At 62.2% G+C, this 15202-nt stretch carries 14 protein-coding genes, 1 pseudogene and 1 riboswitch; of the genes and pseudogenes, 12 read left to right on the forward strand and 3 right to left on the reverse strand.

Translation table 11 applies throughout. The features are described 5' to 3' along the window. Nucleotides 1-188: 188 nt before the first annotated feature. The 5 genes from FHS82_RS21540 (at nucleotide 189) to FHS82_RS20480 (ending at nucleotide 3861) form a co-directional block, all read left to right on the forward strand. Complete coding sequence (locus tag FHS82_RS21540; RefSeq protein WP_246225482.1) at nucleotides 189-392, forward strand: hypothetical protein; 204 nt, start codon at nucleotides 189-191, stop codon at nucleotides 390-392. A gap of 146 nt (nucleotides 393-538) precedes the next feature. Beyond that, the gene (locus FHS82_RS20465; protein ID WP_166956489.1) at nucleotides 539-955 is read left to right on the forward strand and encodes a DoxX family protein; all 417 of its coding nucleotides are present in this window, start codon (nucleotides 539-541) and stop codon (nucleotides 953-955) included. A gap of 4 nt (nucleotides 956-959) precedes the next feature. Further along, entirely contained in the window at nucleotides 960-1853 is an 894-nt protein-coding gene (locus FHS82_RS20470) for a VOC family protein (protein WP_166956492.1), read from the forward strand. A 14-nt stretch (nucleotides 1854-1867) separates the two neighbouring features. Next, a complete protein-coding gene (locus FHS82_RS20475; protein WP_166956522.1) occupies nucleotides 1868-2869 on the forward strand; it encodes a glutathione S-transferase family protein in 1002 nt (333 codons plus the stop codon). A gap of 77 nt (nucleotides 2870-2946) precedes the next feature. Further along, nucleotides 2947-3861, forward strand: coding sequence for a LysR family transcriptional regulator (locus FHS82_RS20480; RefSeq protein ID WP_166956495.1), 915 nt, complete (start codon nucleotides 2947-2949; stop codon nucleotides 3859-3861). A gap of 149 nt (nucleotides 3862-4010) precedes the next feature. Here FHS82_RS20480 and FHS82_RS20485 read toward each other — a convergent pair whose 3' ends face one another. After that, on the reverse strand, nucleotides 4011-4721 hold the full coding sequence (locus tag FHS82_RS20485) for a L,D-transpeptidase family protein (protein WP_166956498.1): 711 nt from the start codon (nucleotides 4719-4721) through the stop codon (nucleotides 4011-4013). A gap of 782 nt (nucleotides 4722-5503) precedes the next feature. Here FHS82_RS20485 and FHS82_RS20490 point away from each other — a divergent pair. The 4 genes and pseudogenes from FHS82_RS20490 to FHS82_RS20505 all read left to right on the forward strand — a co-directional run. Then, entirely contained in the window at nucleotides 5504-6463 is a 960-nt protein-coding gene (locus FHS82_RS20490) for a LysR family transcriptional regulator (RefSeq protein WP_166956501.1), read from the forward strand. A gap of 528 nt (nucleotides 6464-6991) precedes the next feature. After that, a riboswitch (cobalamin riboswitch) is annotated at nucleotides 6992-7207 on the forward strand. A gap of 254 nt (nucleotides 7208-7461) precedes the next feature. After that, entirely contained in the window at nucleotides 7462-8445 is a 984-nt protein-coding gene (locus tag FHS82_RS20495; protein ID WP_166956525.1) for a DUF1852 domain-containing protein, read from the forward strand. 27 nt (nucleotides 8446-8472) lie between these two features. Next, entirely contained in the window at nucleotides 8473-9501 is a 1029-nt protein-coding gene (locus FHS82_RS20500) for a methionine synthase (protein WP_166956504.1), read from the forward strand. A 187-nt stretch (nucleotides 9502-9688) separates the two neighbouring features. After that, nucleotides 9689-9790, forward strand: a pseudogene (locus FHS82_RS20505) (flavin reductase family protein); the annotation flags it as partial. Between the two features lie 89 nt (nucleotides 9791-9879). On the opposite strand, the gene FHS82_RS20510 reads toward FHS82_RS20505, so the two are convergent. After that, the gene (locus tag FHS82_RS20510; RefSeq protein WP_166956507.1) at nucleotides 9880-11034 is read right to left on the reverse strand and encodes an AAA family ATPase; all 1155 of its coding nucleotides are present in this window, start codon (nucleotides 11032-11034) and stop codon (nucleotides 9880-9882) included. 261 nt (nucleotides 11035-11295) lie between these two features. Beyond that, nucleotides 11296-12174, reverse strand: a complete 879-nt coding sequence (locus FHS82_RS20515) for a LysR family transcriptional regulator (protein WP_166956510.1) — start codon at nucleotides 12172-12174, stop codon at nucleotides 11296-11298. Between the two features lie 97 nt (nucleotides 12175-12271). On the opposite strand from FHS82_RS20515, the gene FHS82_RS20520 reads away from it, so the two are divergent. From FHS82_RS20520 to FHS82_RS20530, 3 genes are all read left to right on the forward strand, one after another. After that, complete coding sequence (locus FHS82_RS20520; RefSeq protein ID WP_166956513.1) at nucleotides 12272-12508, forward strand: DUF1127 domain-containing protein; 237 nt, start codon at nucleotides 12272-12274, stop codon at nucleotides 12506-12508. Between the two features lie 145 nt (nucleotides 12509-12653). After that, entirely contained in the window at nucleotides 12654-14222 is a 1569-nt protein-coding gene (locus FHS82_RS20525) for an amidohydrolase (protein WP_166956516.1), read from the forward strand. 152 nt (nucleotides 14223-14374) lie between these two features. Next, a complete protein-coding gene (locus FHS82_RS20530) occupies nucleotides 14375-14758 on the forward strand; it encodes a hypothetical protein (protein WP_166956519.1) in 384 nt (127 codons plus the stop codon). The last annotated feature ends 444 nt before the right edge of the window (nucleotides 14759-15202 follow it).

The following is a 15202-nucleotide window of genomic DNA, read 5'->3' on the forward strand; positions in this document are numbered from 1 at the left end:
TCAGGGTCCGTCTGCTCAAGGTCATCTCCTTTGGAGACCTTGAATCAGAACCAACACAAAAAGGGAATCAATGAATGCAGACAGCACCTAGAGCGATGATTACACGTCGTATGCTTTTCGCTCCGCTGCTGGGAGCGCTGCTCACCCCCGCTGTCGTCGTCGCCGGAGACACGGCGAAGGCCCAGCCCATGCCGCCCCCCTATCGATATCCGCCCCCGCCGCGCCGCGGCCCTCCGCCGGGCGCGTACCGGCGTCCGCCGCCGCCGCGCTTCGAACGGCGCCCGCCACCGCGCCGCGGGTGGGTGTGGGTGCCGGGCCGCTGGGAGTGGGCCGGGCCCCGGAGAGGTTACATATGGAGGCAAGGCTTCTGGGCCAGATCCCGGCGCTGGTAAAGTCAGCAATCGACGCGCGGGGAACCTTCCCGCGCGACTCACTCCTTCCATTTCGGAAGGAATGAACTACATATTAATGGGATAATCGTTGCGGCGTTTCTGGAGAATATTCACGCCTCGTAGAATTCACCCAGTGAGGCATTTCCATGATCGACTCCCGTACCGCTCCCTATGCCGCGCTCGTTCTGAGGCTCGCGCTCGGCATCCTGTTTCTCGCCCATGCGGGCCTCAAGATTTTCGTCTTCACGCCCGCCGGCACGGCCGGGTTCTTCGGTTCCCTCGGCCTGCCGGGCTGGCTCGCCTATGTGACGATCCTGTGGGAACTCCTGGGCGCCGCAGCCTTGATCCTCGGCGTGTGGCCGCGCCTGGCGGCGCTGGCGCTCGTTCCCATCCTGCTCGGCGCCATCTTCACCGTGCATGGTCCGGCGGGTTTCTTCTTCAACAATCCGAACGGCGGCTGGGAATTCCCGGCATTCTGGATCGTCGGACTCGTCGCCCTGGCACTTGTCGGCGACGGCGCGCTCGCCCTCAAGCCCACGCCGGCCGGCAGCGACAAGGCCTGACGCGATGGCTCCCCGCGATCCCGCCCCTGCCGGCCGGTCAGTCAACCCGACCGGTGTTGCCGGAGCCTCGGACGTACCTGCCTTTCATCTGTCGATGGGCAGGGTCGCGCTGACCGTCAACGACCTTGACCGCGTCGCGGCATTTTACGAGCAGGCCGTCGGTCTCCATCTCCTGCGCAAGGACGGGACAACGGTCGAACTCGGCGCCGGCGGCGACGTGCTGCTGGAGTTGCGCGGAGACGCCTCGGCCCGGAGGCGTTCGCCGCGCGAGGCGGGCCTCTTCCACACGGCTTTCCTCCTTCCGTCGCGCGTCTCGCTCGCGCGCTGGACCCACCATGCAGCCAGAACCCGCACGCCGGTGGTGGGCGCGTCCGACCACGGCGTCAGCGAGGCGCTGTACCTTTCCGACCCGGAAGGAAACGGCGTCGAAATCTATGCCGACCGGCCCGCATCCGCCTGGAAATGGCATGACGGCATGGTAGACATGCCGAGTGACCGGCTCGATATCGAGGCGCTGCTGGCGCAAGCCAATGGCGTAAAGTGGGACGGCTTTCCCGTCGGATCGAAGGTCGGTCACGTACATCTGCAAGTCGGCGCGCTCGCGCCGGCCGAAGCCTTTTATGCGAGTGCGCTGGGGCTCGATGTCACCTGTCGCTATCCGGGCGGCACCTTCTACGCGGCCGATGGCTACCACCATCATATCGCGACAAACATCTGGAACAGCCGTGGCGCCGGCATACGCGACTATCCCTCGACCGGGCTGGCGGAGATCGAGCTTCGTCTCGATGCATCAAGGGCAGCCGCAATCCGCGCACGGGCCGAAGCCCCGGAAGGAACCGCCGGACAGCTCTTGCTGACCGACCCGTGGGGTACATCGGTGGCGGTGATCGCGCGATAAGAAAAGGAAGAATGATGCTCATCGACGGCAAATGGAGCGCAGACTGGCAGCCGGTGCAGGCCACCGACTCGAAGGGTGGCTTCGTCCGCCAGATCTCCGGCTTTCGCAACTGGGTGACGCCGGACGGCAGCGCGGGTCCAAGCGGCGAAGCCGGTTTCCAGGCCGTGGCCGGGCGCTATCATCTGTATGTCGCGCTCATCTGCCCATGGGCGTCGCGGACGCTGATCGCCCGCAAGCTGAAGGGGCTCAAGGACGTCGTTTCCGTGTCGGTTGTCGAACCGGCGCTGACCGATCAGGGCTGGCGCTTCGGCGACTATCCGGGCTCGGACCGGGATAGCGTGAACGGTGCGACCTACATCCACGAAATCTATACGCGCGCCGATCCGCACTATACCGGCCGGGCGACCGTGCCGGTGCTGTGGGACAGGCAGCGCGGAACGATCGTCAGCAATGAGTCGGCGGAGATCGTGCGCATGTTCAATGCGGGCTTCGGCGATCTGGCGAACAACGCTTTCGATCTCTATCCCGAGCATCTGCGCGCCGGGATCGATGAACTCAACGCGCGTATCTATCCGCGCCTCAACAACGGCGTCTATCGCGCCGGATTCGCGACGACGCAGATCGCCTATGAGGAAGCGTTCGCCGAGGTGTTCGGCATACTGGACGAACTGGAGAAACGGCTTGCCGGCACCGGTCCCTTCCTGTTCGGCGAAGACTTCACGGAAGCCGACATCCGGCTGTTCGTGACACTGGTGCGTTTCGACGCGGCCTATCACGGCCTGTTCAAATGCAACCTGCGCCGTCTTGCCGACTATGCAGCGCTGAGCCGCTATCTCATCCGCGTTCTCGACGTGCCGGGTATCCGGGAGACGGTCAGCATCGACCACATCAAGCGTGGCTACTACTCGATCAGGGCGCTCAATCCGAACGGCATCGTCCCGCTCGGTCCGGATTTGCCGGGTCTGGCGCCCGTCGTCCTGGCGCCGGCAACAGCGCCCCAGGAGCGGCCTGCATGACCTCAGCCGCGATCTTATAGCCGGACAGTGATTGCCCGGCGGCGCCATAACACCATTCAAAGGGAACACCCGCCCATATGGACCGCCTCGATTGCGACCGCATGTTCGTTACGGTACTCGACACGGGCAGTTTCGCGGCCGCCGCGCAGCGGCTCGGCACGAGCAGCGGTCAGGCCTCGAAGCTGGTCTCGAAACTCGAAGCCGATCTCGGCGTCCAGCTCCTCAAGCGAACCACGCGCGCGCTATCCCCGACCGAGGTGGGCAAGGCCTATTACGAGCGGATGAAAACGCTGCTTGAGGAGTTCGACAGCCTCGACGCCTCCGTTCGCAATACCTCCGGTGCGCCCGCCGGACGACTGCGGCTGACCGCGCCGGTGTCCTTCGGCACGCGCCGCCTCACGCCGGCCCTGCTCGATTTCGCAAACGCCTTTCCCGATATCCAGCTCGACGTCAGCTTTTCCGATCGGATCGTCGACCTGATCGATGAAGGCTTCGACGTCGCGGTCAGGATCGGCAAGCCGCAGGACAGCACCCTGATCGCCCGCAAGCTCTGCGACGCGCGGATCGTTACGGTTGCCGCCCCTTCCTATGTCGAGCGAAGAGGCATGCCCGCCTCGCCGCAAGAGCTTACCGATCACGACTGTATCGTCGACACCAATTTCCGCGATCCGTTCCGCTGGGCATTCGCATCCGCCGGTGTGCCGGAGCCCGTGGCCGTCAGGGTCTCGGGTCGGCTAAGCTTCTCCAACGGCGAGACGTGCCTCGCGGCAGCACAGGCCGGTCTCGGCATCGCCCGCGTCCCCAGCTTCATTGCCGGGCCACTCATCCGGGACGGGCAGGTGAAGCCGCTGCTCGCCGACTTTGAGGATAAGCCGCTCGTTATTCACGCGCTCTATCCGCCGGCGCGCCATCTGGCGCTCAAGGTGCGCGCCCTCGTCGATTTTCTCGCCATATGCTATCGCGGCGAGCCCGACTGGGATCGCGGTTGGTGACCGGGCAGAGCGGTTTGCATTCAAGCCGATCCATCGAATTGAATGCAAGTTGCGGTAGGATATCGAAATTGGAGCGCGCGGCCGGGCCGGCGACCTTTCACAGGTCGCCACCCTCAAAACCGAGAACGCCCGGGCCTAGAGGCTGTTGCCTATGCCGGCAGGACGACCACCTTCGTCTTGACCGGCGTTCGTGAGTACAGGTCGATCATGTCCTGGCTCAGGAGGCCGACACAGCCGCTTGTGAGGTTCGTGCCGATCGTCTCGGGGATGCTGCTGGCGTAGAGCGTGTAGAGCGTGTAAGCGCCGTTCTGGTAGAGATAGAGCGCACGCGCGCCAAGCGGGTTGTCGAGGCCGCCCGGCATGCCGCGTGCATATTTGGCTGCCTCGGGCTGGCGCTGGATCATCTCCTTGGGCGGTGTCCAGATCGGCCATTCGCCCTTGCGTCCGACATAGGCATCACCGCTCCACAGGAACCCGGCGCGGCCGACATTGGCGCCATACCGGGTGGCGGATCCGTCGCCCTCGACACGGTAGACGTAGTAGTTCTTCGGATCGACGACAATCGTGCCTGGCTCTTCCTTGCTGTCGAAGCGAACGATCCGGCGGTAGTATTTCTGATCGACCTTGCTGACATCGACCGCCGGGATCGGGAATTTCTCATCGGGCACCGGCCCGTAGATCTGCTCTGCGTAGGCGAGGCTTATGCCGTCGGATGTCGCGCAGCCGGCCAGCCCCAGCGCGCCGATACCGGCGGCCGAGCCGACCAGAAACGATCGGCGGTTGAGAAGCCCTGCCCGACGCCCGAACAGCGCGGTCTCGTCCATCTTGCCGGCATCGGCATTCCCACGATTGATGATCATGACTTTGAATTTCCCATGTCCTGCTGCCCGGCGAGATAAGGCTCCGGCATGCCTCCACTGAGCGTCTTGCCGAGCTGAGATTGCCAGCACACGGCTCGACTAGCAAGCTCAGGCTTTCGCCGCGCGGTGCCTGCCGCGCATCAAGGCCGGCAAGAGCCACGCGGTCCCGCACTCCAGACTGCGCCGGCCCGACGCTTTGAGTCGATCATGCCGGTGCCCCGGGCATAAGGCTGATAAAGCGCTACCCAGCCGTGTGAAATCCGCGGCTTTTGCGGAGTTTCGTAAACGGCGATAAGGGTATCGCATGATTTCGGTTCCGCTGCCCTTCGTGATTGCGCTGCTGCTGGCCTTCCTGCTCTGCCTTGTCGTGGCGCGGAACGAAAGCGACAGACGACCAGTCGTCATCTTTCTCTGCGCCTGCATTGCGCTGACGGTCGTCGTCGGCCTGCGTTGGACGTTCGAGGCCAAGATCTTCCGCTTCCTGCAGCCCGTGATCGCGGCGCTGCTGCCGCCTGCGGCATGGTTTTGCTTCTCGGGACTGCGCGGGATGGCGCGCGGCCGGAGCTGGCCTCATTTCCTGCCTGCCGTAGCTGTTCTCGCGCTCTCGGCGCTCTGGCGACGGTGCCGGCGGCGAGTGCCATACCGGCGGACATTTTCAGAAGGGAACGACGGGTTTGCATGGTGTCTCCGGAGGTTTCTGCGGGACGATCCCGGACCGGGCCTTGATCTGACCCGGCACAGACATATGTGCCCCGGTACCAGCAATCAAATCGATACGGATCATGACCACTATCGACCATTTCAATCTGCGCTCGTTCGACCTCAACCTGCTCGTCGCCTTCGATGCGCTGATGGCGGAGAGGAGCGTGACGAAGGCGGCGCAGCGTCTGAAAATCGGGCAGCCGGCGATGAGCCATTCGCTGTCGACACTGCGCGCCCTGCTACAGGATGAGCTGTTCATCCGCGTCGGGCAGGCCATGCAGCCGACGGCCAGGGCGCTCAGCCTCGCTGTTCCGGTGCGGCAGGCGCTGAGACAGGCGCAACTGGCGCTGACGGGCGGGGACGTCTTCGATCCCGCGACGGAAGAGCGAACCTTCCGGATCGCCATGACGCCGGAAGTCGAATTGCTGCTGATCCCGGATCTCACGGCCCGCCTGCGGCGGCTGGCACCTGGCATCAGCGTGCTGGCGCGGATCTTTCCTTACGACGCGATCGACCCGCCGATGGACGACGGCAGCATCGACCTTGCGATCGGCTGCACCTATTCGAGGACGAGCCGGCGCCTGTTCGAGACGCTCTACGAGGTTGATCTCGCCTGCTGCTACAATCCGGCGCTGCTGCCACTGCTCCAACCCGTGGCGCTGGAGACCTATCTTTCGGCGGACCATGCTGTGATTTCCCAGAGCGAGAGTCTGCAGGGCTGCATCAAGGAGGCGCTGGAGATCGCCGGCGTCGAACTGAACGTGGTGACGGCCGCGTCGGGGTTCATGTCGGTGCTTGCGGCAGCGCAGGTAAGCCCGGTGATCGCCACAGTGCCGCGGCGCATCGCCGACCGCTACGGCTCCCTGCTGGGGCTCGAAGTCAGCCCGGTGCCGGTTCCGCTGACGCTGCCGCCCCTGAACATGGTCTGGGCCAGCCACACCGACAACGACCCGGCAAACGCGTGGTTGAGACAGCAGGTGCGCATCAGCATGACCGGCGCAGAAATCATCGATGAGCAGAAAATGTGCGAAGTTGCATGACCATCGGCGCGACGAAAAAGGATGGAGAGCGGATGTTCGCTGCTGTATGATCGAATGCTTTCCCTGACGATCCGGTGCGCTCTATCCCGGATCGATTGCGGCTTGCGCGTCGGCTTTTCATCCGGTCAATGGAGAAAATGCGGCCGCTGACCGTACGGCCCCCTTACGGCGCGCTCAAGGCCCTATTCACATCGGATCGGTCGAGAGAGATCGAGGATGCATGCCAAGCATGTCGATGAACTCCTTGGCATTTCGGCCAAAGAGCGCAGACGCTGGAGCAAGGACGGACGCTTGCCGGCGTCCGGCCATCTCTCATCGAACCGTACTGAGCGGCGATTTACACCGCGACTTTTTTCAGTCGTGAAATCGACAGGCTGAGGCGCGACCCCGCTCAGATCACCAGATGGCGTAAAGACGACAAGGCATCACGAGAAAACAGTCACGAACGGCGAATGTCGTAAAATTTGTCGCACGATCAGGATATATAAAGACATCTTTATATGCTATTGACTTTGTGTGGCGATTGCAGGATTGTGTGCGTGCCTAGGTTCCCCGGTCGTTGCCTGCAACGCGCCGGGGCTAAGAGGGAAGTCGGTGCTCCGTGTCATTTCGGAAAAGCCGGCGCTGCCCCCGCAACTGTAAGCGGTGAGCTGATGTCCAGCATGTCACTGGGGTAAAACCCGGGAAGACGGACAGAAGCAACGACCCGTGAGCCAGGAGACCTGCCTTGGCGAAATAACGTCCACGGGCGGGGTGTCCCGGTGTGCCGTAGCGGAGGCAGCACCATTGCGGCCTTGCTATGTGTCCGCTGACCCATGCCCCCAACTCACTGGGGCACTTCATGTCTCAAACGCAATTCCAGTCGCCATCCCTGGCGTGTCACCTGCCGCTTGTCGGCACAACAAGTGCGTCGGCGAAGGGCACGCATTGGTTGTTTGGGTCAATGCCAAGACGAAAGACCGAGACAACCGGACCGGTAATTGGGACGCCAGAACACGATGACTAACGACTTCAAATTTGCAATTAAGAGCCTTCCGTTTAACGAGGACTATCGCCCCTCGGACAACACGCGCATAACGACCAACTTTGCCAACCTGGCCAGAGGCGAGAACCGGCAGGAGAACCTGCGTAACGCCCTGAGGATGATCGACAATCGCTTTAATGCTCTGGCGCATTGGGATAACCCCCAAAGTGATCGCTATTCCGTCGAACTTGAAATCATTTCCGTTGAGATGAGTATCGTTGGTGAGGCCGCTGGCGACGCCTTCCCTCTGATTGAGATACTCAAAACGACCATTGTTGATCGAAAGTCCGGTGAACGCATTGACGGTATTGTCGGGAATAACTTCTCGTCCTATGTGCGGGACTACGACTTCAGCGTGGTGCTGCCAGAGCACAATAAGGACCAGCCCAAATTCAGCATTCCTGTTGACTTTGGCGATCTGCATGGAAACCTGTTCAAGAACTTCCTGGGTTCGGAGACGTACAAGTCGCATTTCAGCAAGCCGCCCGTTATCTGCATAAGTGCTTCGACCAGCAAGACATATCACCGGACTGAAAATCATCACCCCATTATGGGCGCCGAATACCGGCAGAACGAGTGCTCGTCGACCGATAAGTACTTCGAAAAGATGGGGATGCGGGTTCGCTATTTCATGCCGTCGGGTAGCGTTGCACCCTTGGCTTTCTATTTTATCGGCGACCTGCTTGGCGACTACACCAATCTGGAGCTGATCGGCACCATCAGCACGATGGAGACGTTTCAGAGAATTTACCGCCCCGAAATCTACAATGCGAACGCTGTCGCAGGAGCATGCTACCGGCCAAATCTGAAGCACCAGGACTATTCACTGACCCGCATCGTCTATGATCGGGACGAACGCAGTCGGCTGGCCGTGGAGCAGGGCAAGTTCACCGAAGAACACTTCATCAAGCCGTACAAGACCGTTCTCGATCAATGGTCTGCCAACTACGCCGCCTGATCGACACGGAATATAGGGTCACCAAGCATGAAAACACTCCTTCCCACATCGACCGCTGGCAGTCTGCCCAAGCCGTCCTGGCTTGCCCAACCCGAAAAACTCTGGTCGCCCTGGAAGTTGCAGGACGATGAACTGGTCGAGGGCAAACAGGATGCCTTGCGCCTGTCCCTCGTCGATCAGCAGCAGGCGGGCATCGATATCGTCAGCGATGGCGAACAGACGCGCCAGCACTTCGTCACGACGTTTATCGAGCATCTCGATGGCGTTGATTTCGAAAAGCGCGAGACCGTCAGAATTCGCAACCGCTACGATGCGAGCGTGCCGACTGTCGTTGGCGCCGTATCACGGCCAAAGCCGGTTTTTGTGGAGGACGCCAAGTTTCTGCGTCGGCAGACCACGCAACCGATCAAATGGGCACTGCCAGGCCCCATGACCATGATCGATACGCTTTATGACGCCCACTATAAGAGCCGTGAGAAGCTGGCCTGGGAATTTGCCAAAATCCTCAATGAGGAGGCCAGGGAACTGGAAGCAGCTGGTGTCGATATCATCCAGTTTGACGAGCCCGCATTCAACGTTTTCTTCGACGACGTGAATGACTGGGGCGTTGCCACCCTCGAAAGGGCTATTGAAGGGCTCAACTGTGAGACCGCCGTGCACATTTGCTACGGCTACGGCATCAAGGCCAATACGGATTGGAAAAATACTCTGGGGTCGGAATGGCGGCAGTATGAAGAGTCTTTCCCCAACCTTCAACAATCCAACATCGACCTTATCTCGCTGGAATGTCACAATTCTCACGTTCCGATGGATCTGATTGAGCTCATTCGCGGCAAGAAGGTGATGGTCGGGGCCATCGACGTGGCCACCAATAATGTTGAAACACCTGAAGAAGTCGCTGAGACCCTGCGTAAAGCACTTCGGTTTGTGGATGCCGACAAGCTCTATCCCTGCACGAACTGCGGCATGGCCCCGCTATCTCGGAAAGTGGCGACAGGAAAACTCAAGGCCTTGAGTGCGGGCGCTGAAATCGTCCGGAGGGAACTCTCAGCCTAGAGCGCGTTCCGATCAGATGGAATCATCTGACCGATGATGAATTCGCTCCAAAAAAGGAATCTAGAATCTGTCCTGTTTCAATGTAAACAGGACAGATTCTAGTGCCGGGCATTGCGCGCTCGAAAGGACCCGGCGCGCGGACATTGGTTCGTGCGCATGCAATATGACGGTGGCCGCACGCGGCTACGGCTTTACCGCCTCGGCCGTCTGCAGCGTCAGCGACACGCCGGCTACACTTCTCGTCTGTATCAATCGTGCAAGTTCGAGTTTTCCGGCGTTTGAGAACGACGAAAAGGCAACGCTGCTTTACTGCATGCGCCGCTATCTCAACGACTAATCGATACGACCGAAAGGTAACGCCATCGGGCGATCATTTTGTCACCGTTTGGGCCAGACCCAGCTCGATGCATCCAGGTGGGGCGAACGGGTCTCCCCGAAACTCTTCTCCAAGCGAATTTCGCTCACCTCTCCCTCATGTCCGATGGCGTGGATCAGCGTGTCGCTGTGGCTGACGAGGACGATCTGACCAACACGGGATGCCGCCACGACAAGGCGGGCCAGCGCGGGCATCAGCGAGGGGTGGAGGCTCGCCTCCGGTTCGTTCAGAACCATAAGCTCGGGCGGACGTGGTGACAGAAGCGCGGCAACGAGCAAAAGGAAGCGCAGCGTCCCGTCCGAAAGTTCGGCAGCCCCAAGTGGTCGCAGGAGACCCGGCTGGTGCAAAAGTACGCCACCGTAATGGTCGTCAGCCTCGGTGGCGAGGCTGGAGCCCGGAAACGCGTGCTCGATCGCCGCATCCAGCGCATCGCGGTCGCCGATCGCTCGAATGGTTGCAATCGCAGCAGCCAGGTCTGCCCCATCGCCCGCCAGCACCGGGGTATAGGTCATGACCTGGCGACGGCGCGCAGGCGCCGCGGGATCGGTGCGCAGGGCATCGTAGAAGCGCCAGTCCCGCATGCGCTCTCGCATGGCAAGCAGCTCGGCCCCGTCCGCCGGATCGGCGCAGTGAGTCACCATCGAGTCGAATGGCGACAGGTCATGCGTAATCTCGCGCCACGCGTGGCTGTGGGCTGTCCGCAGCCGAACGAGTGCCCCACGGCGCTCGGCGAACACCGCTACGGGGCGAAGCGTCTCTCCTGTCCACATCGCCTCGATCTTGATAGCGGGGTCGAGTGGGAACGGATTCTCGGGACTGGGCATTCCCAAGTCTATCGCGTAGCCGAAGTCCTCGCCACCGAAGCCGAGCTTGAGGGAGACTGGTCCCTTGCGTACCGTTCCCTGAACGGGATTGATACCCGCACGTACGCTTCGGCTTATCGCCTCCGGTCCCGCCCAAAGTGTCGAGCGCAGCCCACCCTCTGAAGCCAGTCTCCCCACGAGCCGCCCCTGCGCCGTCTCGGCCAACAGATGAAGCGCGCGGTAGAGACTGGTCTTCCCGGTGCCATTCGCGCCGGTAACGACCGTCAGGCTGCCCAGCGGAACCACGAGGTCGCGCAACGAGCGGTAGCCCGATACGGCCAATGTCGTGATCAATTGACGCCTCCATCTCGGCTATGATCTGTCCCAGGATCGGTCAAATATCACCATTTCAACTGTAGAGTGAGACCGATATCACCTTGCTTGATCGAGTGGCCGATGCTTGCAGGTTCATCTTCCGCTCCGGGACGCGATCAGAGCTATCCGGAGAGCGGATTGGGGTCGGGAATGCCGGTTTCGGACTGCAACGTCAGTGTTGGTACTTGTAGATGGAACATGACGGATCGGCTGCCTGAAGAGCGCGCGTAATGAGCGGACTTATGCCGCGCCATCCCGGGCCTCTTCCGCCAACCATTCCAGCAGTGCCGTAATGGCCTTGCGGCTGCGCGCCCGCGGCATGACAGCCGCTTGTAGACCGCCTTCCACGGAAACAAAACCGAGAGGTGCGATCAGACGGCGGGTGGCAAGATCCTGCTCGACGAGACGGCGTTCGGCCAGCGCAACGCCCAGGCCCGCCGCTGCCGCCTCAAGCGCCAGGAAGTGGTGTGCATATTCGACATCGTGCTCCGCGTGGAGGGTCTCGCCAGCACGCAGCATCCATTCGCGCCAGCTCTGCGGCACGCCTGCCTGCAGCAGGCGCACAGGGGCAATCCATTCCTCACCGATCTTGCGCAGCGGATAATCCGGTGCGCAGACCGGGCCGTAGGCTGTATTGCCCAGCGAAAAGCTCTGAAAATCCGGTGACGGGCTTCGGAGCCGGTCGTAACTCAGCACGACGTCGATCTCGTGATCCGGGACCTTCTCCCGTCCCGACATGCGCAGCCCGATCTCGACCTCGGGATGTCCGGCATAGAAACGCGGCAATCGCGGGATCAGCCACCGCGTCGCGAAGGTCGCGCTGGTGACGATGTCGATGTGGCGGTCGTCCAGTTCCGCCCGCAGTGCCTGCGCGATGGCCGCGAGTTCGTCGAGCATCGGCGTCACGGCCTTGCGCAGCCGCTCGCCTCGCGGCGTCAGCTTCAGGCCGTTGCCGGCTTTCTCGAACAGCCCGCCGCCCAGATCCTCCGCAAGATGGCTGATCTGCTTGCTGACGGCGCTGTGCGTCCGTCCGAGCTCCGCCGCGGCAGCGGTGACGGAGCCCAGACGGGCCGTGGCCTCGAAGGCGGGCAGGGCGGAAAGAGGCGGCAGTCGGCGCATGATCTGTTCCATATGCTCACGGACAGGGGAGAACAACTCAATTTTTGCGGGGACAGATGACTGCTATTCAATCGCACCAGGAACAGAGGTGCTTGTCATGTCGAATGTCATTGATTTTCCCCTTCGGGGATTGCGGTCGGTGGACCCGCCGGCGGTGGGCGAACTCAAGCAGCGGGTCGCAACGACACTGCTGAGCCGGTGGTACTCGCGGCTCGCGCACCGGCATATGCTGCGCCGGGACCTGCTGACGCAGCCCGACAGCGTGCTCGCCGATGCCGGCTGGACCCGCGACGCTGCCCGGAAGGAGGCCGGCAAGCCGATCTGGCATGCGTGAACGGACGGGCGTTGCCGTCGCCTTATCATCCAGCCGGCGCACGCATTGAATCCCTATTCCCGCCTGATGGTGTATGATGCGACGCCGTCGATGGAGTCTGATCATCGCATCGCCCGCAGATCCCTGAATTGACGTGGAGGTTGAGATGACCGGAATAACGGACGATCGCATTCAGGGAGTTTCCCGGCGCAGCCTGATGCTCGGAACCGTGGCGCTGGCGGCGATCGGAACTGGCGGCGCGTCACGCTCTTTCGCGCAGGAACACGCAGCCGCAGGCGATGTCCCGGCTTCGGCGCGCAATGCCCAGGATGCCGTCGAGGCCGTCCGTGACGCCATCCTGAGAATCTCGCGCGAGGTCTGGAACAATCCGGAGCTTTCCCACCACGAGGAAATCTCCTCGCAGATTCATATCCGGGAACTGGAGGCGGCCGGTTTCACCATCACCAGCCGGGGAACGTCCGGGATTCCGACCGCCTTTATCGCCGAATGGTCGCAAGGCGCCGGCGGCCCGAAGATCGGCTTCCTGCCCGAATACGACGCGCTGCCCGGTCTCGGCAATGCGGCCGAGCCGCGCCGCACACCCGGCCCCGCGGGCGTGGAAACAGGCCATGGCTGCGGCCACAACATGCTGGGAGCGGGCTGCACCGGCGCGGCTTTCGCGCTCCGGAAGATGATGATCAATAACGACGTCCCGGGCACGATCCGTGTCTATGGCTGCGCCGCGGAAGAGACCGAAGGCGCGAAGGTGTACATGGCACGCGACGGTCTGTTCAATGACCTCGACGCGTGCCTCGCCTGGCATCCGGGACCCCTGAACGCGACCGGGCTCTTGCGTACGGCGGCGATGAATATGCTGCGCATCCGCTATACAGGACGCAGCGCCCACGCCGGCGTGGATCCGTGGGAAGGACGCAGCGCGCTGAAGGGAGCGGAGCTTTTCGGAACCGGCATCCAGTTCATGCGCGAGCACCTGCGGCCCACGACCCGCCTGCATTACGTCTACACCTCGGCGGGCGAAGCCCCGAATGTCGTGCCCGACCGCGCGGAGGTCCTTATCGTGATCCGCGATCAGGATCGTGCCGAGGTCGATGAAGTCACGGGATGGGTCGGGGACGTGGCGAAGGGCGCCGCGCTCGCGACCCAGACGAGCGTCGACGTCAACCATTTCTTCGGGCTGCATGACCTGCTGCCGAACGAAACGCTGGTCAATCGCATCCAGGTGCATATGGCGGCGCTGCCGCTGGTCTGGAGCGAGGAGGAGCAGGAATTCGCCAGAGCCTGCCAGCGTGAAACGAACCTGCCCGAAGCCGGGTTGGCGTCGGCGGTTCTCCCGGTGCTGCCCGAAATCACCACCGGCGGCTCGACCGATGTGGGCGACGTCAGCCACAACACGCCCACGGCCATCTTCGCGCTGGCGACCATGCCGATCGGCGTCGGACTGCACACCTGGCCGGTGACCGCCTGCGGGGGCACGAGCATCGGCGACAAGGGTTCGCTCTGGTCGGCCGCTGTCATGGCCGGGGTCGGCTACGACCTGATGACGGACGCAAACTTGCGCGCTTCCGCCCGTGAGGATTTCAGCCGCCGCAAGGCAGGCAGGACCTATGTCTCGCCGCTTCCCGAGGGTAGGGTGCGGCCGGACGGCATTCCCGAGCACCTTCTCCTGCGCGACGGACATGACGAACTGCCCACCGGATTTCTCCGGAAGGAATAGCATCGGCAGCCGGCTGACGGAACGCACGCCCCCGACGATTGCCGGAAGCGCGGCAGAACGGGTGATGTGGTCTCGGCGAACGACGGGGTGCCGGGCCGCCGCCGACTCGGTCTATAAGCATGGTCTTGCGATCTGAGGCATGGGAGTAAGACATGCGCCCGGGCACTGACATTCCCGCTGACATCCGCGATATCTGCGATGCCTGGTATGCGGGGAAGGATTCAGCGATGTTCGCCGTCGTTCACTCCCGCCCCTTCAATCCGCGCGAGCTGCTCGCCGAGGTCGAAAAATCGATACGCGAGCTTTCGGCCACGGAAGGTGGGCCGCAGATCAGCCGCCTGAAGGTTCTGCGAACCTGGGCCGAGCTGCAGATCGATCTCGACGCGGCGGAGCTGGCATTGGGACGGGCCGTGAAAAAAGCGATCGAGGCCGGGCTGCTGCCGGGCGAAGTCGAAGCCATCGTTGCCCGGATCGCGCGCCAGTCCCAATCACGGGCAAGAAAGCGTGGAGAGCTACCGGCCACGAACAAGGCATAGCGGATGCTCTCATGGTTCGGTTCTGGCCGTCATGGGCGGAGGGCGGTTGTTCGTTGGAGCGTGGCCGAATGGCTGGAAGGGGGCCGAGAACGGACTGGCAGCTTTCGGTTCGAACTGGCGATAAGCCGCCCTTCCGCTGCCGACCCCACGTCAGTCATCAGAACCCGCAAGCCCGCCGCCTGAAAGCAACAGTATGTTCACATCACCACCGACAGGTTTATGCTCGCCTCAATTGGAATGAAGGCGAGGAGCCGATGGCGGAGAATTGGATTCAAACGGATGAGGCCGAGGATGTGGCGGGATCGATCCGCCACGTTATACGCTCTGCTCAGTTTGTGGGCGAGGATTACCTAGGTCGTAGTGAGGAATTAAGTTTTATCGCAATTGGATATGAATTGCGGCGAGCATGACGAAGCCCATGAAGTTTGCTATGAGCTTGTCGTA

The organism is Pseudochelatococcus lubricantis, from assembly GCF_011762225.1.
Lineage (GTDB): Bacteria > Pseudomonadota > Alphaproteobacteria > Rhizobiales > Beijerinckiaceae > Pseudochelatococcus > Pseudochelatococcus lubricantis.